Below are 23,409 nucleotides of genomic sequence, written 5' to 3' on the forward strand. Positions count from 1 at the left end.
GCAGCCAACCTGTGCGCCGGGCGCACCCCTGACACCACTTAAATCGCCGTAACTTTGAGGACTTAGCCGGTCTGGTCCTCGCCGAACCGGCCGGCCCGCGCCCCGCAGCTCTCGCAGATCATGGCCTGGCCCTTGCGCACCACGGCGATGTCGCCGCAGGCGGCGCACACCTCGGCCGCGTCCAGCACCGCCGGGCCGGGATTGCGGTTGGCGGTGGGCAGGAAGACGAGATTGTCCGGGGTCGATCCCCGCGAGAAGCCGCGGGAGATGAAGCGCGACGCCGGCTGCGGGGCGTTGGCGGCGGCCGCGCCGTCGGCCGCATCGTCGGCCTTGCCCTTGCCCAGGCCGTCGGCGTTCAGGGCGTCGGGGTCCTCGCTGGCGAGGTCCGAGCGGCCCAGATAGCTGATCCCCAGCTCGCGGAAGATGTAGTCCAGGATCGAGGTCGCCGACTTCACCTGGTCGTTGCCCGTCACCGGCCCGGCCGGCTCGAAGCGGGTGAAGACGAAGGCGTCCACGAACTCCTCCAGGGGCACGCCGTACTGCAGGCCGATGGAGATCGCGATGGCGAAGTTGTTCATCAGGCTGCGGAAGGCGGCGCCTTCCTTGTGCATGTCGATGAAGATCTCGCCGAGCTCGCCGTCGTCGTACTCGCCGGTGTGGATATAGACCTTGTGGCCCCCCACCGAGGCCTTCTGGATGTAGCCCTTGCGGCGGTCGGGCAGTTTCCGCCGGGTGCGCTCGCGCTCGATGATCCGCTCGACGATCCGCTCCTGCTGCGGCTCGGCCTCGGCCTGGGCGGAGGCCTGAGGCGCCTCGCGCTTCTCGGGCAGGTCGGCCACGGCGGGCAGGTCCAGCACCGCCTCGGCGGGCGCGGCCTCGCGCCGCACCCGGATCGGCAGCTCCGCCCCGGCCAGGGCCCCCTGCACCTCGGCGGGCGTGGCGCGCCAGGGCAGGGCCGTCTCCAGCACCGGCGGCAGGTCCAGGGCCTGGCGCAGGGCCGTCAGCATGGCCTCCACGGCCTCGGCGTCCACCTCGGCGGCCGGACGCAGCACGCGCTGGCCGGCCTCGTCGCCCACCTCGCTGCCGGTCAGGCTGTCGGCGCCCAGCACGTGGCGCTCGGCCAGGGCCACGTCCTCGGCGGTGAAGCCAGCCAGGGCCAGGACGTCCAGGGCCGGATCGTCCAGCTGCTCGGGCGTGGCCCCCAGCACGTCCCGCAGGAAGCCTTCGCCCAGCACCTCGGGGGTGAACGCCTGGGCGAGCCGCTGCACGAACGGCAGCTCGGCCTCCACGGCGGCGATCTCGTGCTCGGAGAAGCCCCGGGCGGCCAGGGCCGCGACGCCCAGCCCCGGCGCCTCGTCCAGGCTGCGACGGCCCAGCAGCACCGCCTCGGCGGCGGCCCGGTCGAGGCCGAGGACGGCCAGGCCCCGGATGGCCGCCTCGCTCAGCACCCGCAGGGGCTCGCCGTCGGCGGTCTCCGCCACGGCCAGCGGCCCGGCCCAGGGCGCGGCGTCCAGCCGCCCGCCCAGCCGCAGGGTCAGTTCGGGATCGTGGAAGGCCCCCAGCCGGCATTCCACCCCGGCCTCGCCGATCACCCGCCGGGCGGTGGCGTAGAGGTCGCGGGCGGCCTTGCGGCCCGTCTCGCTGTCATAGTCGTGGCCGTGGGCCGCCAGCCAGTCGCCCAGGCCCGCCAGGCCGAGCTGCGCCGGCTCCTCGGCGGCCGCCAGGGCCACCGCGGCCAGGTGCACGGCCCCCTCGAAGGCGTCCCAGTCGAAGCCGCCCTCGCCGAAGAAGGCCATCAGGTCGACGCCGCCCCGCGGCCAGGCGGCGACGCCCGCCAGCAGCTCGGCCTCGGCCAGTTCCCAGGCGCAGATCACCGCCCCCGTGGTCCAGGCGGCCCGGGCGAGGGCGCGGGCCGCGGCGCCGTCCGGGCGGTCCAGGCGGGCGATCAGCTCCACCCCCGCAGGCTCGGCCGGGGCGGGCGGGGCTGGCCAGTCGCTCTCGCCGGCCCGGGCCAGGGCGATGGCTTCCAGGATGGTGGCGTCCGCCGCCCCCGCGGCCCGGGCGGCCTCGGCGGCGCGGGCGAGGCTGCTGTTGCGGCCGGGGTCGGCGCAGGCCTCGGCGTCGCCCTCGCAGCGCAGGATGGCGTCCATCACCCCCTGCAGGCGCGCGGCGATCCGCTCGGACGCCGCCCGGGCGGCTTCGCGTCCGCGGCGGGCCGCTTCCAGGGCCTGCAGCGTCGAAACGAAATCGGGGGCGGCGGCGTCGGCCACCTTCAGCCGCCGGCCGGCGGGGGCCGAGAAGGCCACGGCCCCCATCAGGAGGGCTTCGGTCAGCCCCTCGCGGAAGCGGCGGCGGGCCCGCAGGTCCTTCAGCAGCCCCTTGGCCTGGGCTCGGGCGGTGATCTGCTCGGCGTGTTCGATGAGGGCGTCGGCCAGGTCGGTGCGGCCGCCCGCCCAGTCCAGCCAGGCCTCGGCCCGCGCGGCCGTCCAGTGCGCCGGGGCGACCACCTCCACCAGACCGTCGGGCCGCTCCAGGATGCGGCCCTCGATTCCCACGCGCGACGCGTCACTGCCCATCGGAGACTCCCCTGTAGGGAAAGCCTAGGCCGCCGGACCGGGCCTGGACAATAGATGTTGCGTCTGGAGGGGCGTTCATCCCCAACATATTGCTGTGAACGCCGCCCCGCGCGGGCGCTGGACGCTCCGGGGGCGCCCGCCTATAGTCCGCCCGCGTTTCGAGCCTTGCGAGCTAGCTTAAGTGTCTGTCCTGAAGACCATCTTCACCTGGTGGAACGGCGCCACCGCCGGCATCCGCTTCACCGTGGCCCGCCGCGGCGTGTTCGTCGGCCAGGACGAGTACGGCAACAAGTACTACGAGGCGCGTGACGCCAGCGACAGCTACGACCCCAAGCGCAAGCGCCGCTGGGTGATCTTCAACGGCTACGCCGAGGCCTCCAAGGTCCCGCCGGACTGGCACGGCTGGCTGCATCACACCTTCGAAGAACCGCCGACCACCGCGCCGCTGCCGCGCAAGGCCTGGGAAAAGGAGTACCGGCCGAACCTCACCGGCACCATCCACGCCTACCGTCCCAAGGGCTCGCTGGCCCGGGGCGGCGAGCGTCAGCGGGCGGCCGGCGACTACGAGGCCTGGAAGCCCGAATAGCCGTGGACCGCCGCCCCGCCGCGTCCGACCTCCAAGAGCGCGTGACCGCCAAGGCGTCCGGACGGGCGTCTGTGGGCCTGGTTCTGGGCGGCGGGCTCCTGGCGCTCGCGGGGGCCGGGCTCCTGGCCACCGTCGTCTCGGCCCAGCCGGCGCCGTCGGGAATCCCGCCGCAGGAAGAGGCCGCGCCCGCCGGCCGCGAGCAGGCGCCGCCGCTCGCCATTCCCACGCCCGCGCCCCTGGTCGCCCCACCGGTGGAGGCCGAGGAGGTCGAGCCCGCGCCGCCGCCCAAGGCCCAGGTGACCGAAAAGCCGGTGGAGGCGCCGATCCGCCGCGCCCGCTACGACGTGGCGGTGCTCCAGGCCCTCGACAAGGTGACGGCCGAGACCTTCAAGTTCGAGGCTCCCGTGGGCCGTCCGGTCCGCTGGAAGGGGCTGATCTTCACCGTCCGGGCCTGCGAGCGCTCGGCGCCGGACGAGCCGGTGGACGACGCCATCGCCTACCTCACCATCGACTCCCAGCCGCGCCCGCAGCCGGGCCGCCCGACGCCGGCGCCGCGCCAGGCCTTCCGGGGCTGGATGTACGCGTCTTCGCCGGGCCTGAACCCGCTGGAGCACGCCACCTACGACGCCTGGGTGATCACCTGCAGGGCCAGCCGCCCGGTCACGGCCGCGGCCGCGGCGCCTGCGCGCCCCTCGCCGAAGGCGGCCCCCAAGGCCGCATCCGCGCCGGCCGCGGACGCGGCGCCCGCGCCCAAGGCCGAGACGCCGCCGGTCATCTCCGTGCCGCCGCCGGCTCCGGCGCCCAAGGGCGACGCCGCCCCCGCTGCGGCCCCCGCGCCCAGGGCGTAGAAGTCCCCCTCGACCGTCAGGGCGCGGGCGAGGCGGCGATGATACGCCTGCCGTGAAATCTCCTCGGTCCCGAACTGGGCCAGGTGCTCGGTCATGAACTGGGTGTCGAGCAGGACGTAGCCCCCAGCGATCAGCCGGGCGACCAGGTGGACCAGGGCCACCTTCGAGGCGTCCCGGGCCCTGGAGAACATGCTCTCGCCGAAGAACGCGCCCTTCAGCGCAACGCCGTAGAGGCCGCCCACCAGCCGCCCCTCCGACCAGCACTCGACGCTGTGGGCGAAGCCGTGGGCGTGCAGCTCCACATAGAGCTGCTCGATGGGCCGGTTGATCCAGGTCTCGGTGCGGCCCGGCCCGGCGGCGGCGCAGGCCAGCACCACCTCGTGGAAAGCGGTGTCGATCCGCACCTCGAACGGGTCGCCCCGCACGGTCCGCGCCAGCCGGCGCGGCACGTGGAAGCGGTCGAGCGGGATCACGCCCCGCCGCTCGGGGTCGATCAGGAAGACGCGGTTGTCCTCCCGGGCGTCCGCCATGGGGAAGACGCCGCGGGCGTAGCAGTCCAGGAGGTCGGTGGCGTCGAACTCCGCCATCGCCCGCGCTTAGGCCTGCGGCCCTCCTTGGGCCTCCGCCTGGGCCTTCATCCAGCGCTCCAGCCAATGGATGTTGTAGTCGCCCCGGACGATGTCCGGCTGGACCAGCAGTTCCTGGAAGAGCGGGATATTGGTGTCGATGCCGCCGACCACGATCTCCCCGAGGCAGCGGCAGAGGCGCGCGATGCACTCCTCACGGTCGCGGCCGTGGACGATCAGCTTGCCCACCAGGCTGTCGTAGTAGGGCGGGATCGAATAGCCGGCGTAGAGGGCGCTATCCATCCGCACCCCCAGGCCGCCCGGGGCGTGGTAGTCGGTCACCAGCCCCGGCGAGGGGGTGAAGGTCTTCGGGTTCTCGGCGTTGATCCGGCACTCGATGGCGTGGCCCTCGAAGACCACGTCTTCCTGGCGGAACGACAGGGGCAGGCCCGCGGCGATGCGGATCTGTTCGCGCACCAGGTCGATGCCGGTGATGGCCTCGGTGACCGGGTGCTCCACCTGCAGGCGGGTGTTCATCTCGATGAAGAAGAACTCGCCGTTCTCGTACAGGAACTCGATGGTGCCGACGCCCAGGTAGCCGATGGCGCGCACCGCATCGACGACGATCTTGCCGATCTTCTCACGGGCGGCGCTGTCGATGACGGGCGAGGGGGCTTCCTCGAGCACCTTCTGGTGCCGCCGCTGCAGCGAGCAGTCGCGCTCGCCCAGATGGACGACGTTGCCGTGGCTGTCGGCCACCACCTGCAGTTCGATGTGCCGCGGGGTCTGGAGGTAGCGCTCCATATAGACCGCGTCGTCCCCGAAGGCGGCCTTGGCCTCGGCCCGGGCGGTCTGCACGGCCTCCACCAGGTCCTCTTCGGTGCGGGCCACCTTCATGCCCCGTCCGCCGCCGCCGGCGGCGGCCTTGATCAGGACCGGGAAGCCGATCTGCTTGGCCGCGGCGATGGCCTCTTCCTCGGTCGCCACCGCCCCGTCGGAGCCGGGCACCACCGGGATGCCGGCCTCCTTCACCGCCTGCTTGGCGGTGATCTTGTCGCCCATCAGCTTGATGTGCTCGGACTTGGGACCGATGAAGGTGAAGCCGTGGGCCTCGACGATCTCGGCGAAGCGGGCGTTCTCCGAGAGGAAGCCGTAGCCGGGGTGGATCGCCTGGGCGCCCGTGATCTCGGCCGCGGCGATGATCGCCGGGATGTTGAGGTAGCTCTTGGCGGCCGGCGGCGGGCCGATGCACACGCTCTCGTCGGCCAGCCGCACCCACATGGCGCCGGCGTCGGCCTCGGAATGCACCGCGACCGTGGAGATGCCCATCTCCTTGCACGCCCGGTGGACGCGAAGGGCGATCTCGCCGCGGTTGGCGATCAGGATCTTGTCGAACATCGGCCTACTCGATGATCGCGAGCGGCTCGCCGAACTCCACCGGCTGGGCGTCGTCGACCAGGATCTGCACGATCTTGCCGCCCTTGGGGGCCGGGATCGGGTTCATGGTCTTCATCGCTTCCACGATGAACAGCGTCTGGCCGGCCTGGACGGTGTCGCCCACCTTCACGAACGGGTCCGCGCCGGGGCTCGGCTGCAGATAGACCGTGCCCACCATCGGCGACTTCACCTCGTCGCCCTTGGCGCGGGCGGGGGCCGCCGGTTCGGCGGGGGCGGCGGCCGGAGCCGGCGCGGCGGGGGCGGCCGGAGCGACCGGCGCGGCGGCGACCGCCTGCACGGGTGCGGCGGTCAGCGTCTTGGCCACGCGGATCTTCAGCTCGCCGTGCTCGACCTCGATCTCCGAGAGGCCCGTCTCGGTGAGGATGTCGGCCAGTTTGCGCACCAGGCGCGCGTCGAACGGATCGGCGGGCGCCTTCGGACTGCTAGCCATGAGAACGACCTTTTTCTTCTGCAACTTGTCGGGAATCAGCGGGCCAGGCCCGCGGCGGCCTCGATGGCCAACTCGTAACTCGCCGCCCCGAAGCCGGAGACGACGCCGGTGGCGGCGAGGGAAACATAGGTCTCCCGCCGGAACGCCTCGCGGGCGGCCGGGTTCGACAGGTGACATTCAACCACGGGGATGCTGAGCATCTTCAGCGCATCCAGGATCGCGATCGAGGTGTGGCCGTAAGCCGCAGGATTGAGCACCAGGGCGCACGCGGATTCCCGCGCCTCCTGGATCCACTCCACCAGCTGGCCCTCGTGGTTGGATTGGCGGAACACGACTTCACGCCCCAGGGACTTCGCCCGGGCCTCGCAGAGGCGGCGGACGTCTTCCAGGGTGTGGTGTCCGTAAATCTCCGGCTCGCGGGTCCCCAGCAGGTTGAGATTGGGGCCGTTCAGCACATAGATCGGTTTCGACATTCGGCTCCGCCGTCGATTCCGGCGTCTTGTAACGGGCGGGGCTGCACGTCACAAGCACGCCGACCGGAGCTGCCGAATTCATGCGACTGACCGTCAACGGAGAGATACGAACCTTCCAGGGCGTGACCGACGTCGCGGCGCTGGTGGCGAACCTGGGGCTCGACCCCCGAAAGGTCGCCGTGGAGCGCAACCTGGAGATCGTGCCCCGGTCGGCCTACGCCGAGACGGCCCTCGCCGACGGCGACCGGATCGAGATCGTGCATTTTATCGGAGGCGGCTGACGTGGACGGCTCGACCCATTCGGAAGACACCTGGACCGTTGCGGGGCGCACCTTCCGCTCGCGCCTCATCGTCGGCACCGGCAAGTACAAGGACTACGCCCAGAACGCCGCCGCCGCCGAGGCGGCGGGGGCGGAGATCGTCACCGTGGCCGTCCGCCGGGTGAACCTCACCGATCCGAACCAGCCGATGCTGGTGGACTATGTGAAGCCCGACCGCTTCACCTTCCTGCCCAACACCGCCGGCTGCTTCACGGGCGAGGACGCCATCCGCACCCTGCGCCTGGCCCGTGAGGCCGGCGGCTGGGACCTGGTGAAGCTCGAGGTGCTGTCCCAGACCAAGCACCTGCTGCCCGACATGGAAGAGACCCTGCGGGCGCTGAAGCTGCTGGTGGCCGACGGCTTCCAGGTGATGGTCTACTGCTCGGACGATCCCGTGTACGCCAAGAAGCTGGAGGACGCGGGCGCCGCCGCCATCATGCCGGCCGCCGCGCCCATCGGCTCGGGGCGGGGCATCCAGAATTTCCTCAACCTCGGCCTGATCATCGAGCAGTCCACCGTGCCGGTGCTGGTGGACGCCGGCGTCGGCACCGCCTCGGACGCCGTGCTGGCCATGGAGATGGGCTGCGACGCGGTGCTGATGAACACCGCCATCGCCGAGGCCAAGGACCCGATCCGCATGGCGCGGGCCATGAAGCACGCGGTCATCGCCGGTCGCGAAGCTTGGCTGGCTGGACGGATGGCCAAACGCAGTTACGCTGACCCGTCGTCGCCAATGTCGGGTCTGATCTGATGTCCGCTTCCGTCTCCGAGCCGCGCAAGTCGATCTTCATCACGGGCGCGGCGTCGGGGATGGGGCGCGAGACGGCGCGGCTGTTCGCCGGCAAGGGCTGGTTCGTCGGCGCCTATGACGTCAACGAGACGGGCCTCGCCGACCTGCAGGCCGAGCTGGGGGCCGACAACTGCCGGGTCCGTCGGCTGGACGTCACCGACCGGGCCGATTTCCGCGCCGCCCTCGACGATTTCGGCCCGGCGGCGGGCGGGCGGCTCGACATCCTCTTCAACAACGCCGGGATTGGCCGGGGCGGACCCTTCGACCAGCAGCCCTTCGAGGACATCCTGGCCGTGGTCCAGGTGAACCTGATCGGCGTCCTCAACGGCATCTACGAGGCCGCGCCGCTGCTCAAGGCCACGCCCGGCTCGCTCTGCTTCACCACATCTTCGTCCTCGGCCACCTTCGGCATGCCCGGCATCGCCGTCTATTCGGCCACCAAACATGCGGTGAAGGGGCTCACCGAGGCCCTGTCCGTGGAGTTCCGGGCCCTCGGCGTGCGTGTCGCCGACGTCCTGCCTGGGCTCATCGACACGCCCATCCTGCCGCCCGGGGCGGTGGAGGCCGCGCCGAAGGAGGGCATGTTCCGCGCCGTCCCGCCCGTCGAGGTCGCCAAGGTCGTCTGGGAGGCCTACCACTCCGACCGGCTGCACTGGTACGTGCCCGAGGAGATCGCCGAGCTCGACAAGGCCTCGGCCCTTGATCCCGAGGCGGTGCGCGAGCAGATGGCCGCGGGCGCCTTCTTCACCGGCCCCACCGAGCGCACGCCCTGAGGCGAGGGCGCAGGGCCCTGTAACGCGGCTCGAACCGTTCCGTACTCCCGTGAAGCGCCGGCCTGCGGTCAGCATCTGGCGGTTCGCCGAAGCCCCCAGGCAAGGGCGGACCACGCGGGCGGCGGGCGCCTCCAACGCCCTGCCGCTCGCGCGCGCGTCGCCCGCGCGCGTCAGGCCTTCGCCGGCACGCCCACCGCGGCGAACAGGCCCGCCCGGTCGGGGCCGGGTTTCGGGGGATAGAGGGCCGCCTTGGCGCGCCGCGGCCGCGCCCACATCCGCAGGATCTTCACGAGGTTCCTCGGCCGCCGCAGCCAGGCGCGCGGGTCCTCCAGCATGTGGAAGCCCTTCAGGAAGTCGCGCAGCATGTCCACGTCCTCGCGGATGGCCAGGCCAACGGCGTCCTCCTGAAAGCTCTTCAGGATGCGCCGCTTCAGGGTGGTCCGCCCCTGCGGGCGCAACAGCCGCCGGGCCCGCGCCGCGGCTTGCCGGTCGGCCCCGCGCATCACCTCGAAATAGGGCCGCAGCTCCCGGCGTATGGCCTGGGCGTAGCGCGCCGCCCGCACCGCCGGGTCGTCGCTGGCCGCCAGGGCCTCGGCCAGGGCCTCGGCCGCCACCGCCGCGAACGAACAGCCGCGGCCGTACAGGGGATTGCTCCGCACCAGGCTGTCGCCCACGGCGAAATAGCCCAGCACCGCCGGCCGGCCGCCGGGGGCGAACTCGCGCCAGCGGCTCTCCAGCTGGCCCATGCCGAACACCTTCGAGGCGCCCTCGGCCCGGGCGGGGTCGATCCAGACCGCCGGCCCCGGAAACTGGCGGCAGACCGCGTCGAACACCGCCGGGTCCATCACCGCCTGGCGCAGGGCCTCCTCCACCTCGGGCAGGCAGAGGGTGATGGAGAACCAGCCGTTGTCCCCCGGGAACACGCCGTACTTCAGGTAGCCGAGGTCTCCGGTGGTGGGCGCCTGGCCCCGGGGCGGCTCCGTGGCGCCCGGGCGCAGGCGGTAGTGGCGGGTGAAATAGATGACCTGGGCGCTCTCGGCCTCCTCGGGAACCTGCGCCCCCGCGGCGGTCAGCTGCTCCAGGGCCTGGGACGTGCGCCCGGCCGCATCCACCACCACGTCCGCCGCTAGCAGCTCGCCGTCCTTTAGCCGCACGCCCGTCACCCGCGGCGGCGCGCCGGGCTCCACCGCCAGTTCGCGCACGAAAGTCTCGGAGCGGAGGCTCACCCCTGGCAGCTGCGCCACGTACCGGCGCATCACCAGCTCCAGGGTGGTCCGCCGGCTGGTCAGGGTGATCAGGTCTTCGTCCAGCGGGCTCGGGCGGTAGCGGGCCCGGTGCTGGGCGGTGAGGGCGCCTTCCAGGTCGAGGTCCCGGCAGCCCGCCGCCTTCAACGCCGCCAGCAGCGCGGGATGCCGGTCGCGGATCATGATCCGCAGCCGCGAGAGGAAGGCGTGGCTGTGCCGTAGCTGGCCCACGCCGCGCCGCCGCCAGCCCTCGAACGCCGCATCGGGATCGCCCTCGGGCGGGGGCGGGTCCTTTTCCAGCAGGACCACCTCCCAGCCGGCGGGGGCCAGTTCCAGGGCGGTCCACAGCCCGGCCATGCCGGCGCCGATCACCACGACCCGTCCGCTCATCCGCGCCTCCTTGGCGGGAAGGCTAGCCGGATGCCGCGGCGGAAGGACAATCAGCTCGGCTTGCCGGAGGGCGTCTTGAGGTCCACCGCCTTGGCCTGGGCGATGGCGGCCTTGAGGGCGTCCATGTCCGCCCCCGGGATGATCTTGTCGCCGACCACGAAGGCGGGCGTGCCGTCGATGTTCAGGGCCTGGGCGAGGGCGCGGATGTCCAGCATCTGCCGCTGGATGGCCGGGTCCTTGGCCTGTTCCCGCGCCACCTTCGGGTCGACGCCGTTCTCGCGCAGCACCCGGTCGATGGCCGCCTGGTCCAGGGGCTTCTGGGCCATCAGTCCGGCATAGATCTCCAGGCTCTTGGGCTTGGCGACGGGCGTGAGGGCGATGTGGGCCGCCAGCACCGATTCCTCGGTCTGGAAGGCGAACTCTTTGAAGACGAAGCGGACGTCCGGGTTCTCGCGGATCAGCTTCACCACCTCGGGGGCGGCCAGCTTGCAGTAGGCGCAGTTGTAGTCGAAGAACTCGACCACCGTGACCGAGCCCCCGGGATTGGCCACGAAGTCGCGCGGGTCGCGCTCCAGCTGGGCCCGGTGCTTGGCGATGGCCTCGGACGAGCTCTTGGCCAGTTCCGCGAGCTGCTTCTGCTGCAGGGCCGTCGACATCTCCTGCAGCACCTCGGGGTGTTCCAGCAGGTAGGCGCGCACGCGGGCGCCGAAGGCCTCGTCGTTCTGCTCGCAGCCGGCGAGGGCGAGCACGGCGGCGATCGCCGCCCCGGTCTTCAGGGTCAGGGTCATCATAGGCTGATAGTCGGCTTCCGCGGACCGCTCAATTGGCTCGCCGGGTGGTGGAGCCTTCCCGGGCCAGCTCGCGCATCTCCTCGCGGGTGGGCTCGGAGGCCAGGACGATGTCGGTGGCCCGCCGCCATTCCGGCGCGCCGCGGTCCAGCATCTCCCGGGCCCGCATGGCGAACACCCGGGCCTGGCGGCGGTCGCCGATCCAGAAGTTGTATTCGGCGGTGGCCAGGCGGGCCATGCCGTCCTGGCCCAGCTTGTCATAGGCCTCCGCCAGCAGCCTCCAGGCGACGGCGTTGTCCTCTTCCTGGGTGAGCGCCTTGCGCAGCTCGGCCACGCCTTCCTCGACCTTGGCCTTGTCGTCCAGGGCGATCAGCGTCTGGGCGAGGTTCACCCGCAGCAGCGGGGCGTCCGGCTTCAGCTCCACCGAGCGCCGCTGCGGCGCCTCGGCTTCCTTGGTGCGGGCGTATTCGAAGAGGATCTGCCCCTTCAGCTCCCAGAGGTACGGGTTCTCCGGCTGCTCCTCGAGCAGGGCGTCGATCAGCTTCAGCGCCCGGTCGGGCTCCTTGAGCTGGTAGTAGGCGATGGCCCGGGCGTAGCGGGCCGGATAGCTGGTGTCGGTCTCGCTGTACTTGGTGATCGCCAGCTGCGGATTGATGAAGCCGTCCAGCTTGGCCTTCATGATGGCGTGCTCGGCCAGGGCCTCGGGACTGTCTTCCTTGTGGTAGTTGGGCTGGGTCTCCACCCGGCGGCGCAGGGCCTCGATCCGGTCGGACGAGATCGGGTGGCTGCGGAAATAGGCGTACCGCCGCGCCTCGTCGAACACCTCCTGGTAGCGGAAGTTGTCGAAGAACTCGGCTAGGCCCTTGCCCGACAGGCCGGCCTTGTCGAGCAGGGTGGCGCCCGCCTGGTCGGCCCGGGCCTCCTGCTCGCGGCTGAAGCCCATGGCCCCGAGGGTGCCGAAATAGCTGGCGCTGCCCGCCAGGCCGGCGGCGGCCTGGGGCGCGCCCGCCAGGGCCGCCAGCACCCCCAGGCCCATGGTCAGCAGGAAGGGCCGCATGCCCGCCCGGTTCATCTCGTCGCGCCGGGCGCTGTGGCCGCCGGTGAGGTGGCCCACTTCGTGGGCGATGACGCCCTGCAGCTCGTTGGGGGTGTCCGATTCCAGGATCAGGCCGGTGTTGAAGCCCATCACCCGCGGGGCGGCGAAGGCGTTCAGCTCCTTGCTGCCCACCAGCAGGATCTCGACGTTCTTGGGATCGATGCCAGCGGCCTGCAGGATCGGCTGGGCGTCCTTGAGCAGGATCTCCTCGATCTCGGTGTCCCGGATCAGCGAGATGCTCTCCTGGGCCGCCGCCGGGGCCGGGCTCGTGGCCACCGCCCCCGCCAGCGCGAGGCTGAGGGCCGCGCGCGGGAGGGAACGGGCCAGGATCATCGAACGGGACCAGACCGACGGGCGAGGGGAGGTCATTCTCTTGTGCTTCTCCAGACCGCCCCTCGTTTGCTCCCGTCCTGAAATGTAGTCGGTCAGACGCGCCGCCACCAGCCTCTGCGGGGCGCTGGCGGCGGACCGGTGATCTCGGCCGGATCGGTCGCGCGGGGCGCCGGCGCCGGTTCCGGCGCAGGCGCCGCCACGGCCGCGGCGGCTTCCGCCACGGGTTCCGGAGCCGGTTCAGCCACAGGCTCGGCCACGGGCTCGGCGACCGCCTCGGGGGCGGGGGCCGGAGCCTCGGCGGCGGCCGGTTCGGCGGCCTTCTTGCGGCTGCGGGTGCGCTTCTTCGGCGCCGGGGCCTCGGCTTCCGCCGGAGCCTCGGCGGGCGCCTCGGTCACGGCTTCCGCCGCCGGCTCGGGGGCCGGTTCCGGGGCGGCCTCGGCGGCGGGCGTCTCGGCGACGGCCTCGGCCGCCGCAGCGTCCGCCTCGGCCTTGTGGCCGCGCGTGCGCGGACGGCGGGCGCGCTTGGGCTTCTCCTCCTCGGCCGGCAGCTCGACCCAGATCTCCTCCTCGGCCGCCGTGGACGCGGCGGGGGCAGGGGCAGGGGCGGGCGTCGCCTCGGACGCGGCGTCCACGGGAGCCTCCGCCGGCGCCTCGGCCGCAGGGGCGGGCGCCGCAGCCGGGGCCGGGGCCACGGGCTTCAGGTCTTCCGCCGGGTCGTACCAGACGAACGGGTCATCGCCGTAGGGCACCCACGGGCGCACCCAGGTGAAGGGATCGTGCGGGCGGAAGTCGTCGCGCATCCGCCGGCCGCCGCGGCGGCCCCGGCGACGGCGCCGGCCCTCGCGGCCGTCTTCGTCCTCGCCCGAGGCCTCCCGCGGACGCCCGTCGCCGCGGCCCTCGCCGCGGGGCTCGTCGCCCCGCCGGCCGCGGCGGCGGCGGCGGCGGCCCCGGCGGCCTTCCTCGTCCCGCTCGCCACGGGCTTCGCGGTCCTCGCGGGCGCGGGGCTCTTCGTCCTCCTCGCCCTCGGCATAGGCCTCCTCGTCGTCCTCCAGGTCCTCGTCCTCGAAGGCGTCCTCGAGGTCGGCGGCCTCGGCCGGGGTCGGGGCGGCGGTGGCCGCGGGGGCCAGCACGGCGGCGTGCTCGGCCCGGGTCTCGCTGGCCGTGCGCTCGATATTGTGGTCGGCGTGCGCCATGGCGTCGTCGATGACCACCGTCACGAACAGGCCGAACGCCTGGTGCAGGCGGGCCAGATGCGCCCGCTTCTCGTTGAGGATGTAGAGGCCCACGGCCCGCGGCACGGTGAGGGTGGCCTCGCCGCCGCCCTTCAGCGCCTCGATCTCCAGGGCGCGCAGGGCCGCCAGGGCGCTGGACTCCACCGAGCGCACCCGGCCGGTGCCGCCGCAGTGTTCGCAGACGTGGGTGGTGCCTTCCAGCACGCCGGTGCGGCGGCGCTGGCGGCTGATCTCCATCAGGCCGAAGGGGCTGATCTTGCCCATCTGGACCCGCGCGCGGTCGTCCTTCAGGCAGTCCTTCAGCTTCTTCTCCACGGCCCGATTGTTCTTCGGCTCATCCATGTCGATGAAGTCGATGACGATCAGGCCGGCGAGGTCGCGCAGGCGCAGCTGGCGGGCGGCTTCCTCCGCCGCCTCCAGGTTGGTCTTCAGCGCCGTGGCCTCGATGTTCCGCTCGCGGGTGGCGCGGCCCGAGTTCACGTCGATGGCGACCAGGGCCTCGGTCTGGTTGATCACCAGGTAGCCGCCGGACTTCAGCGGCACGACCGGCGAATAGATTTGCGCCAGGTGGTCTTCCACCTTGTGCTTCACGAACAGCGGCGTCGGCTCGCGGTAGAGCTGCACCTTCTTGGCCTGCGACGGCATCAGCATCCGCATGAAGTCGCGGGCTTCCTTGAAGCCGGCCTCGCCCTCCACGAAGACGTTCTCGATGTCCTTGTCGTAGAGGTCGCGGATGGTGCGCTTCACGAGGTCTTCTTCCTCGTAGATCAGCGCCGGGGCGATGGAGTGCAGGGTGCGCTCGCGGATGTTCTCCCACAGGCGCAGCAGATAGTCGTAGTCGCGCTTGATCTCGGCCTTGGTGCGCTTGGCGCCGGCCGTGCGCACGATCAGGCCCATGCCGGCGGGCACGTCCAGGCTCTGGACGATGCTCTTCAGGCGCTTGCGGTCGGTGGCCGTGGTGATCTTGCGGCTGATGCCGCCGCCCCGGGCCGTGTTCGGCATCAGCACGCCGTAGCGGCCGGCGAGCGAGAGGTAGGTGGTCAGGGCCGCGCCCTTGTTGCCGCGCTCTTCCTTGACGACCTGCACCAGCATGATCTGCCGGCGGCGGATCACTTCCTGGATCTTGTAGCGGCGCATCAGCCGCCGCCGGCGGCGCGCCAGCTCTTCCTCGACGACGTCGTCCTCGTCGTCCGAGCCGCCCAGGTCGACCTCGTCCTCGTCCTCGGGATTGCGCGCCCGGGGTTCGTGACGGTCGTCGTCCTCTTCCTCGGCCTCCTCGCGCAGCAGGGCTTCGCGGTCGGCGACGGGGATCTGGTAGTAGTCGGGGTGGATTTCGTTGAAGGCCAGGAAGCCGTGGCGGTTGCCGCCGTACTCCACGAAGGCCGCCTGCAGCGACGGCTCAACGCGCGTCACCTTGGCGAGATAGATATTGCCTCGAAGCTGCTTTCGGTTCTGGCTCTCGAAATCGAACTCTTCAACGCGGTTCCCGTCGACGACCACCACACGCGTCTCTTCCGCGTGGGCTGCGTCGATCAACATGGTCTTGGACATTCAGAAAGTCTCCGCGGCGCGCGGCATGGGGTTCGCCCTGGCGCTGCCGGTGATGGGGATGGACGCGCGCGCCGACCCGGAGAGCGCCGAAAGCGGCCTCTCGGGGGGCAGGACCAGGAATGGCTTGAGCTGCGCAGCCCATCAGGTGTGTTCCTAGGCGCGCCACGGAAGGCGCGGATCGGAGAATGCGTGGTCGCCGAAGGTCTCGTGCGAGGCCGACGCCGGTTTGCGTGACGCGCGGCCGACGGGCCCGGAACGGGCGCGCCGTCGTCGCGCGGCGCGGACTTTGCAACACGGCGCCCGAAAAGGAAAGCGCCGCCCGCGTCATCGTGCGGCAGGAAAGGCCTTGTTAACCGATTGTCTACGCCCGCCGTGGGTATATGGCTGATCATGTCGCGTTTTGCGGCGCCGCGCAGCGGATCGGGTGGCTGGATGCTCGGGCGAGTGGGACAGGCGATGGCCGTGGGCCGGGGGCGGGCGCTGCTCGCCGCCCTGGTGGCCGGCCTGGGCCTCGCCGTCGTGGCCGTCTCCCACGCTGCGCCTGATCCGGTCTCCCTGCTGAAGGTCCGCCTGGGCGGCGACAGCGCCGAGACCCGCGTGGTCCTCGACCTCGACAAGTCCGCCAGCGTGAAGGTGGTTTCCGACGGCTCGGCCGACCGCCGCCTCGTGGTCATGATGCCGGGGGTCAAGGCGGCCGAGGGGCTGCAGGGCGCCGGTCGCGGCCTCGTGAAGGCCTGGGTGGTGGACGAGGTCCAGGGCCAGGCCCGCCTGCAGATGGACCTGGCCGCCGACGCCAAGGTCAAGCGCCGCTTCCTGCTGCCGCCCGCCGACGGCGTCGAGCACTATCGTTATGTCATCGACGTGGCCGCCCCCGCCGGGACGCCCGCGGGCGCGACCCTGACCAAGGCCGCCGTATCCTCGCCGGCGCCCGCCGTGCGCGCCGACTTCGCCCAGGCCAAGAAGCCGCCGTTGCCGCTCAAGAAGGTGGTGGTCATCGACGCCGGCCACGGCGGCAAGGATGTGGGCGCCACCGGCTCCAAGGGCTACGAGAAGGACATCAACCTCGCCGCCGCCCAGGCCCTCAAGGAGCGCCTGGAGAAGACCGGCCGCTACAAGGTCGTCATGACCCGCAACTCGGACGTCTATATCCCGCTGGAGACGCGGGTGCGGATCGCCCAGCGGGCCAGCGCCGACCTGTTCATCTCGCTGCACTCGGACTCCGGCCCGAACTCCAACCTCAAGGGCGCCAGCGTCTACACCCTGTCCGACCAGGCCTCCCGCCGCTCGGCCCAGTTCGTCAGCAAGGACGACTGGTTCATGAAGGCCAGCCTCGCCGGCGACCAGGGGGTGCGCGACATCCTCTTCGACCTGACCCAGCGGGCCACCCGCAACCGCTCGGCGATCTTCGCCCAGACCCTGCTGTCGAGCATCGAGGGCGAGGCGCCGCTGCTGCGCCGCAGCCACCGCGACGCCGGCCTCGTGGTCCTCCTGGCGCCGGACGTGCCGGCGGTGCTGCTGGAGATGGGCTTCGTGAACAATCCCGAGGACGAGGCCCGCCTGCGCGACCCCGCCAGCCGCGGCCGCCTGATGGCCGCCGTCGCCGAGGCCATCGACACCCACTTCGGCCACAACCTCAAGGTCGCCGCCCGCTGATCGCCCGCCGCGCCGAGGTCCTGGTCGGCGACTGACCCGCCGTAGGGCGCCAAGCCGCAGGCCACCCGGAAAAATACAGACCGGCCGGCGCCGTTCCGTGCCGTCCGTGTCCGCGCTCCCGCTTCCGGGCCCCGCCGCGAAGCGGAAATCATTTGCCTTCCCGCCGTTTCCATGTTCTCGTTTTGTTCATGTTCGATCCTGCGGACATGGCCGAGCGCCACGCGCGCATCCTGGCCGAGCTCGCCGAGCTCGGCATGGGCCTCGCCCGCCAGGCCGCCCAGGACGCCGAGGCGGCCGAGAGCCCCGAAGAGCGGGCGAGGGCGGCCCTGGTGTTCCAGCGCATGTCCCGCTCCATCCGCCAAAGCCTCGCCCTGGAGGCCAGGCTGGCCCGCGACCTTGCCCGCGACGCCCGCGAGGAGGAGGCCCGCCGGGCCGAGGCCCGGCGGGAGCGCGTGAACGCCCGCCGCCGGGACATCCGCGAGGGCGTCGAGGCGCTGGTCTGGCGCGAGATGGAGGAACTGGACGAGGACGAGGCCGAGGCCTTCGAGGACCGCATCGACGACGCCGTCCATGAGGAGGTGGTCGCCGAGGGCTTCTTCACCGACCCGCTCGCCGATCAGGTGGCCCGCTGCGTGGCCCGCCTCGGCTACGAGATCACCCCCGAGGGCGCCCTCCGGCGCCTCGCCCCCGCATCCGCGCCGCCCCCCGAACCCGCCTGGCGCGCCTCCGGCTGACCACGCCCTGTCATCCACTCCTCATCATCCCCGCGAATGCGGGGCCAGGCTGCGTCGCCGTCCATCCCGCCATCCGAAGAATTCCCGCCCGCGCGGGAAAGCGTGGAGCCATGTCTGCTCGCCGGCGCCCTTCCACGCCGTCCGCGTCTCTCGTGGTTCCTTGCACAAGCGCCCGCGTCGCGCTGACGCGGGCAGGGCCCGATTCCGTTGGCGCCCGGCCCGACACAGGGTAGACCCGGAACCACTTGGCGGCGCCCCGCGCCACGGAGCGAGTCAGACTTGAGCCCCCCCGAAGGACCCGAACGGACAGCCCCGAAAAAGGCCGCCCCCCGACGGGGGCTGGTCCTGGCGGGCGTCGTCGTCCTCGGCCTCGTCGCCGTGGCGGCCTTCTCGGCGGCTATCTACGCCGCCTGGCTGTTCCACGACATGCCCGACGCGGGCGACCTCGTGGACTATCACCCGCCCACCGCCACCCGGGCCTACGCCTGGGACGGCACCCTGATCGGCGAGTTCTCCCGGGAGCGGCGGATCTTCGTGCCCTACGAGGCGATCCCCAAGCAGACCGCCCAGGCCTTCCTCGCCGCCGAGGACCACAGCTTCTTCCGCCACCGCGGCGTCGACTTCGGCGGCCTCAGCCGGGCGATGATCAAGAACGTCATCAACCTGGCCCAGGGGCGGCGCCTGGAGGGCGGCTCCACCATCACCCAGCAGGTGGCCAAGAACATCCTGCTCACCAGCGACGCCACCATCGGGCGCAAGCTGAAGGAGGCGATCCTCGCCTCCCAGCTCGAGAACACCCTCACCAAGGAGCGGATCCTCGAACTCTATCTGAACGAGATCTGGCTGGGCTACCGCTCCTACGGGGTGGGCGCTGCGGCTTACAACTACTTCGGCAAGCCGGTCAGCGAACTGACCCTGGCCGAGAGCGCCTATCTGGCGGCCCTGCCCAAGGGGCCGGACAACTACCACCCCATGCGCCGCAAGCGGCAGGCCATCGCCCGCCGCAACTGGGTGCTCGAACAGATGGCCGAGCTTGGCATGGTGTCCCGGGCCGAGGCCCGCGCGGCCCAGGCCGAGGACCTCAAGGTGCAACCGGCGCCCACCCGGGCCCAGTACCGCGACGCCGACTACTTCGTGGAGGAGGTGCGCCGCATCGCCCTCAACATGGAGGAGCTGGGCGACGAGCGCCTGAACGCCGGCGGCTACTATGTCCGCACCACCCTTGATCCGCGCCTGCAGAGCGCCGCGCGCCTGGCGCTGATGAACGGCCTTGAGGCCTACGACCGCCGCCACGGCTGGCGGGGCGCCTGGGGCAAGGTCTCCACCCTGGTCGGCTGGGAGGCCGAGGCCAAGAAGCAGGCCCGCCCGGCGGAGCGCCGCTCCTGGCGCCAGGCCGTGGTGGTCAGCGTCTCCGGCGGCTCGGTCCGGGTCCGCACCATCGACGGCGACGAGGGGCCGCTGGCGTCCGAGGACGTCGCCTGGGCCCGCCGCGGCAAGGGCATCGGCACGGGCGACCTGGTTTTCGTGGCCCCCAATGAGAATGGGGCGGGCTTCCGGCTGAAGCAGGTCCCGGCGGTGAACGGCGCCCTGGTGGCCATGGAGCCCAACTCGGGCCGGGTGCTGGCCATGGTCGGCGGCTATTCGTTCTCGCTGTCCAGCTTCAATCGCGCCACCCAGGCCTATCGCCAGCCCGGCTCGGCCTTCAAGCCGATCGTCTATGCCGCGGCCCTGGAGAGCGGCTACACCCCCGCCAGCACCGTGCTCGATGCGCCCATCACCCTGCGCGGCGCCAACGGCCGGGCCTGGAGCCCCGAGAACTACAGCCGCGACTACTACGGCGCGCTCACCCTGCGCCGGGGCCTTGAGCTGTCGCGCAACACCATGACCGTGCGCCTGGCCCAGGGCGTCGGCATGACCAAGATCAGCGATCTGGCCGTCCGCCTTGGCGTCACCAACAAGATGGACAAGGTCCTCGCCATGGCCCTGGGCTCGGGCGAGACCACCGTCTTCCGCATGGCCGGCGCCTATTCCTCGTTCCTGAACGGCGGCCGCAAGGTCGAGCCGCACCTGATCGAGCTGGTGGAGGACCGCAACGGCAAGGTCATCTACCGGGCCGACAAGCGCGAATGCCCCCGCTGCGACGCCGGCTTCTCCGGGGCCGAGAGCCCGCGCATCCCCCGGGCCGGGGCCCAGGTGATGGACCCCATCACCGCCTATCAGATCACCTCCATGCTGGAAGGCGTGGTCCAGCGGGGCACCGCCACCTACGCCTCGCGTGTGGGCAAGCCCCTGGGCGGCAAGACCGGCACCACCAACGACTACCGCTCGGCCTGGTTCATGGGCTTCTCGCCGAACCTCGTCGTGGGCGTGTTCATCGGTTTCGACGACAACCGGAGCCTGGGCGAGGGCGAGACCGGCAGCCGCGCGGCCGTACCGATCTTCACCGAGTTCATGGAGGAGGCGCTGAAGGACCAGCCGCCGGTTCCCTTCAAGGCCCCTAGCAACGCCCGCTTCGCCCTGGTGCGCGGCATCCGCGAGGCCTTCCGCCCGGGCACCGAGCCCCGGGCCATCGATCCCGCCATCGGCGCGGCCGGCTCCACCCAGGGGCCGCAGCCTTACAACAAGGTCTGGCAGGACGGCCTCACGGGCGCGCCCAGCGCCGGGGCCGCCGTCGCCCCGCCGCCGCCCAAGAAGCAGGACGACCTGTTCGACCTCTTCTGAACGCCCGACCTTGTCCTGCCGCCCGGCGCGGACTATCTCCGCCGGCCTGAGAATTGGAGTTTCCCATGAGAGTGGATGTCGAGGCCGCCAAGGCCGACATCGAGCAGTCGATCGAACTGCTCAGGAGGCGTCTTTGACTGGGAGCCTGCGCTCCGAAAGCTCGATGAGCTGAACGCCCGGGTCGAGGATCCGACCCTCTGGAACAATCCTGACGAGGCCCAGGCCGTCTCCCGCGAGCGTTCGCGGCTGGCGGCGCAGGTGGACGCCGTGCGCGCACTCGAGCGCGACCTGGCCGACGCCCTGGGCTATGCCGAGCTGGCCGACGAGGAGGGCGACGAGGCCTCCCTCGACGAGGCCCGCGCCCAGCTGCGCGAGATCAAGGAGCGGGCCGTCCGCGCCGAACTCGAGGCCCTGCTCTCCGGCGAGGCCGACGGCAACGACGCCTATCTCGAAATCAACTCCGGCGCCGGCGGCACCGAGTCCAACGACTGGGCCGGAATGCTGCTGCGCATGTACACCCGCTGGGCCACCGCCCACGGCATGAGCGTCGAGGTGATCGAAGAGACCGCCGGCGAACAGGCCGGCATCAAGTCGGCGACCCTGCTGGTGAAGGGGACCAACGCCTACGGCTGGCTGAAGACCGAGGCCGGCGTGCACCGCCTGGTGCGCATCAGCCCGTACGACTCCAGCGCCCGCCGGCACACCTCCTTCGCCTCGGTGTGGGTCTATCCGGTCATCGACGACAACATCGAGATCGAGATCAACCCGGCCGATGTGCGCACCGACACCTACCGGGCCTCGGGGGCGGGTGGTCAGCACGTCAACAAGACCGACAGCGCCGTGCGCCTGACGCACATTCCCACCGGCATCGCCGTGGCCTGCCAGACCCAGCGCTCGCAGCACCAGAACCGCGAGCAGGCGTGGAAGATGCTGCGCGCCCGGCTCTACGAGCTGGAGCTGGAAAAGCGCGAGGCGGCCCAGGCGGCCATCGAGGACCAGAAGACCGACATCGGCTGGGGCCACCAGATCCGCAGCTACGTCCTGCAGCCGTACCAGATGGTGAAGGACCTGCGGACCGAGGTGGAGACCTCCGACACCGCCGGCGTGCTCGACGGCGACCTCGATCAGTTCATGGGCGCGGCCCTGGCCCAGCGGGTCGGGGCGACCCGGGACGCCACCGCCTAGGGCGACCGCCTACTCGGCGGCCTCTGCGACCAGCAGGGGCTCGCCGGGGGCCGCGGAGGCCAGCACCAGGCTGCGGCCCTCGAAATGGGCGCCGGCCTCTATGGCCAGTTCCCCGTGGCGGATGTCGCCGTCCACATGGGCCGAGGCGCAGAGCTTCACCTGACGGGCGGTGATCGTGCCGGTCACCCGGCCGCGGACCTCCACCGCCTCGGCGTTGACCGACCCCTGGACGGCGCTGGTCTCGCCCAGGGTCAGCCGCCCGGCGGTGATGTCGCCCTCGACGGCCCCGTCGAGGTGGACGTCGTCTTCGGTGACGATGTCGCCGCGCACGGTGACGCCGGCCGCGATCAGCGACGCGACGCTGCTCTTGCGGGGCGGGGCGGCGGCGGGTTCGGACGCCTTAGTCGCCTTGCTGAACATACTGTCCGGCCTTGAGGAAGCGGCCCGGATTCTGGGCCCGACCGTTCACCCATACCTCATAGTGCAGGTGGGTCCCAGTCGACCGGCCCGTGGAGCCCATGGCGCCGATCCGCTGGCCGAGGGCCACGCGCTGTCCGGGCCGCACGGCGATCCCCGAGAGGTGGGCGTAGCGGGTCTTCAGGCCGCGGCCGTGGTCGATCTCGATGGTCTTGCCGTAGCCGGGGCGCTGGCCGGTGAACGAGACCACCCCGGGGCCGGCGGCCTGGATCGGCGTGGCGTGGCCGCCGGCGAAGTCGAGGCCGGAGTGATAGGCCGGGCGGCGGGTGAAGGGGTCGAAGCGCACGCCGAAGCCGCTGCTCTGGCTGGCGCCCGAGACCGGGCGGGCGAAGGGCAGGTCCTGGGCGGCCTCGCTCAGGGCGCGGGCCTCCGACAGGTCGCGGGCGGCGCGCTGGATGCGCACGGCGAAGTCTTCGTCCACGTCCAGCACTGCGGCCAGGGCGCGGGGGTCCTTGGACTCGATCAGCGGCCCGCCCAGCGCGCCGCTCTTCGGCACGAAGCTGGACGGCGTCAGGCCGGCCATGCGGAAGGCCAGCCGCAGGCGGTCGGCCCGGCTCTTGGCGAAGCTGTCGGCCGCCTCCAGCAACTGCTCCTGGCCCATGCGCACCATCTCGATGCGGCGGGCGGGGCTTGCGGCGTCGTTGGCCAGGGCCCGGTTGATGGCCGGGGTCAGGGCCTCGGCCGCGCCCGGCGCCGACTTCAGGTCGGTGAGCAGCAGGGCGAGGGCGGCGTGGCGCTTCTCCATGGCCGCGGCGACGTCGGCGTTGGAGCCCGAGGCGGCGTCGAGGCGGGCGAGGGCGCTGTCCAGCCGCGCCTGGCGATCCGCCACATAGCGCTCGGACTGGGCCTTGAGCTGGGCGATCTCCCGGTCGGTCGCCGAGGCCGACAGCAGGTTCACCAGCATGGCCGCCGTGCAGACGCCCATCCACAGCGCCGCCCCGGCGACGACGCCGGCGATGGCCATCTGTTTCGAGGTGGACAGGGTGAAGGCCTTCATGGCCCCGCCGGAACGGACGTACAGGTGCCGCTCCGGAAACAGCTCCTCAAGCGAACGACGAAGTCGCGCCAAGCGTGTCATGCGTTTCGCTGAAGCCCCCGCCCCCAAGAGACGTCGGCGATCTACGGATAAAATCCGGGGCGAGGCAAGCCGTGTTGACGCAATTTTAAGATAGCGTCGCGCTGCCG

Annotated in this window: 19 protein-coding genes and 1 pseudogene; 9 read left to right on the forward strand and 11 right to left on the reverse strand. The window is 71.9% G+C overall.

Annotated elements, in window-relative coordinates; all coding sequences use genetic code 11:
- Positions 1-62 precede the first annotated feature (62 nt).
- Entirely contained in the window at positions 63-2,576 is a 2,514-nt protein-coding gene (locus BO64_RS09885; protein WP_496403125.1) for a TSCPD domain-containing protein, read from the reverse strand.
- Between the two features lie 181 nt (positions 2,577-2,757).
- On the opposite strand from BO64_RS09885, the gene BO64_RS09890 reads away from it, so the two are divergent.
- Together BO64_RS09890 and BO64_RS09895 are read left to right on the forward strand one after the other, a co-directional pair.
- The gene (locus tag BO64_RS09890; RefSeq protein WP_496403126.1) at positions 2,758-3,162 is read left to right on the forward strand and encodes an NADH:ubiquinone oxidoreductase subunit NDUFA12; all 405 of its coding nucleotides are present in this window, start codon (positions 2,758-2,760) and stop codon (positions 3,160-3,162) included.
- Positions 3,163-3,566: 404 nt separating this feature from the next.
- The gene (locus BO64_RS09895; RefSeq protein WP_496403219.1) at positions 3,567-4,010 is read left to right on the forward strand and encodes a DUF2155 domain-containing protein; all 444 of its coding nucleotides are present in this window, start codon (positions 3,567-3,569) and stop codon (positions 4,008-4,010) included.
- Here BO64_RS09895 and aat read toward each other — a convergent pair.
- The 4 genes and pseudogenes from aat to aroQ form a co-directional block, all read right to left on the reverse strand.
- A pseudogene (gene aat, locus BO64_RS09900) lies at positions 3,989-4,597 on the reverse strand (leucyl/phenylalanyl-tRNA--protein transferase); the annotation flags it as partial. The gene BO64_RS09895 and the pseudogene aat overlap by 22 nt on opposite strands.
- A 9-nt stretch (positions 4,598-4,606) precedes the next feature.
- Entirely contained in the window at positions 4,607-5,974 is a 1,368-nt protein-coding gene (accC, locus tag BO64_RS09905) for an acetyl-CoA carboxylase biotin carboxylase subunit (protein WP_496403127.1), read from the reverse strand.
- Positions 5,975-5,978: 4 nt separating this feature from the next.
- Positions 5,979-6,464 carry an acetyl-CoA carboxylase biotin carboxyl carrier protein gene (accB, locus tag BO64_RS09910; protein WP_496403128.1) on the reverse strand — a complete coding sequence of 162 codons (486 nt, stop codon included), beginning with the start codon at positions 6,462-6,464 and terminating at the stop codon, positions 5,979-5,981.
- Positions 6,465-6,499: 35 nt separating this feature from the next.
- Positions 6,500-6,937, reverse strand: coding sequence for a type II 3-dehydroquinate dehydratase (aroQ, locus tag BO64_RS09915; RefSeq protein WP_496403129.1), 438 nt, complete (start codon positions 6,935-6,937; stop codon positions 6,500-6,502).
- A gap of 80 nt (positions 6,938-7,017) precedes the next feature.
- On the opposite strand from aroQ, the gene thiS reads away from it, so the two are divergent.
- The 3 genes from thiS to BO64_RS09930 are packed head-to-tail and all read left to right on the forward strand — an operon-like array spanning position 7,018 to position 8,820.
- Positions 7,018-7,218 (forward strand): sulfur carrier protein ThiS, encoded by a 201-nt coding sequence (thiS, locus tag BO64_RS09920; RefSeq protein WP_496403130.1) that lies wholly within the window; start codon positions 7,018-7,020, stop codon positions 7,216-7,218.
- The gene (locus tag BO64_RS09925) at positions 7,199-8,008 is read left to right on the forward strand and encodes a thiazole synthase (protein ID WP_496403220.1); all 810 of its coding nucleotides are present in this window, start codon (positions 7,199-7,201) and stop codon (positions 8,006-8,008) included. The genes thiS and BO64_RS09925 overlap by 20 nt, the downstream gene beginning before the upstream one ends.
- A complete protein-coding gene (locus tag BO64_RS09930; protein ID WP_496403131.1) occupies positions 8,008-8,820 on the forward strand; it encodes an SDR family oxidoreductase in 813 nt (270 codons plus the stop codon). The genes BO64_RS09925 and BO64_RS09930 overlap by 1 nt, the downstream gene beginning before the upstream one ends.
- 170 nt (positions 8,821-8,990) lie before the next feature.
- On the opposite strand, the gene BO64_RS09935 is transcribed toward BO64_RS09930, so the two are convergent.
- The 4 genes from BO64_RS09935 to BO64_RS09950 are packed head-to-tail and all read right to left on the reverse strand — an operon-like array spanning position 8,991 to position 15,454.
- Positions 8,991-10,454, reverse strand: a complete 1,464-nt coding sequence (locus tag BO64_RS09935) for an NAD(P)/FAD-dependent oxidoreductase (RefSeq protein WP_496403132.1) — start codon at positions 10,452-10,454, stop codon at positions 8,991-8,993.
- Between the two features lie 50 nt (positions 10,455-10,504).
- The gene (locus BO64_RS09940; RefSeq protein ID WP_496403133.1) at positions 10,505-11,245 is read right to left on the reverse strand and encodes a DsbA family protein; all 741 of its coding nucleotides are present in this window, start codon (positions 11,243-11,245) and stop codon (positions 10,505-10,507) included.
- A gap of 28 nt (positions 11,246-11,273) precedes the next feature.
- Positions 11,274-12,707, reverse strand: a complete 1,434-nt coding sequence (locus BO64_RS09945) for a M48 family metalloprotease (protein WP_496403134.1) — start codon at positions 12,705-12,707, stop codon at positions 11,274-11,276.
- 56 nt (positions 12,708-12,763) lie between these two features.
- Positions 12,764-15,454, reverse strand: a complete 2,691-nt coding sequence (locus BO64_RS09950; RefSeq protein ID WP_496403135.1) for an Rne/Rng family ribonuclease — start codon at positions 15,452-15,454, stop codon at positions 12,764-12,766.
- 456 nt (positions 15,455-15,910) lie between these two features.
- Between BO64_RS09950 and BO64_RS09955 the strand changes: the two genes are divergently transcribed.
- The 4 genes from BO64_RS09955 to prfB all read left to right on the forward strand — a co-directional run bounded on the left by BO64_RS09955 (position 15,911) and on the right by prfB (position 21,747).
- Complete coding sequence (locus BO64_RS09955; protein ID WP_496403221.1) at positions 15,911-17,107, forward strand: N-acetylmuramoyl-L-alanine amidase family protein; 1,197 nt, start codon at positions 15,911-15,913, stop codon at positions 17,105-17,107.
- A 206-nt stretch (positions 17,108-17,313) separates the two neighbouring features.
- Positions 17,314-17,841 carry a hypothetical protein gene (locus BO64_RS09960; RefSeq protein ID WP_496403136.1) on the forward strand — a complete coding sequence of 176 codons (528 nt, stop codon included), beginning with the start codon at positions 17,314-17,316 and terminating at the stop codon, positions 17,839-17,841.
- Positions 17,842-18,120: 279 nt separating this feature from the next.
- Positions 18,121-20,562, forward strand: coding sequence for a penicillin-binding protein 1A (locus tag BO64_RS09965; RefSeq protein ID WP_496403137.1), 2,442 nt, complete (start codon positions 18,121-18,123; stop codon positions 20,560-20,562).
- Positions 20,563-20,627: 65 nt separating this feature from the next.
- A protein-coding gene (prfB, locus tag BO64_RS09970) for a peptide chain release factor 2 (protein WP_496403138.1) occupies positions 20,628-21,747 on the forward strand; the annotation gives its coding sequence in 2 pieces (ribosomal slippage) (positions 20,628-20,696 and positions 20,698-21,747; 1,119 coding nt in all).
- A gap of 9 nt (positions 21,748-21,756) precedes the next feature.
- Here the strand turns inward: prfB and BO64_RS09975 are convergent.
- Together BO64_RS09975 and BO64_RS09980 are read right to left on the reverse strand one after the other, a co-directional pair.
- On the reverse strand, positions 21,757-22,167 hold the full coding sequence (locus BO64_RS09975; RefSeq protein ID WP_496403139.1) for a bactofilin family protein: 411 nt from the start codon (positions 22,165-22,167) through the stop codon (positions 21,757-21,759).
- The gene (locus tag BO64_RS09980; protein ID WP_496403140.1) at positions 22,148-23,302 is read right to left on the reverse strand and encodes a M23 family metallopeptidase; all 1,155 of its coding nucleotides are present in this window, start codon (positions 23,300-23,302) and stop codon (positions 22,148-22,150) included. Before BO64_RS09980 ends, BO64_RS09975 begins: the two co-directional genes overlap by 20 nt.
- Positions 23,303-23,409: the final 107 nt, after the last annotated feature.

This window comes from Phenylobacterium composti DSM 19425 (assembly GCF_059568645.1).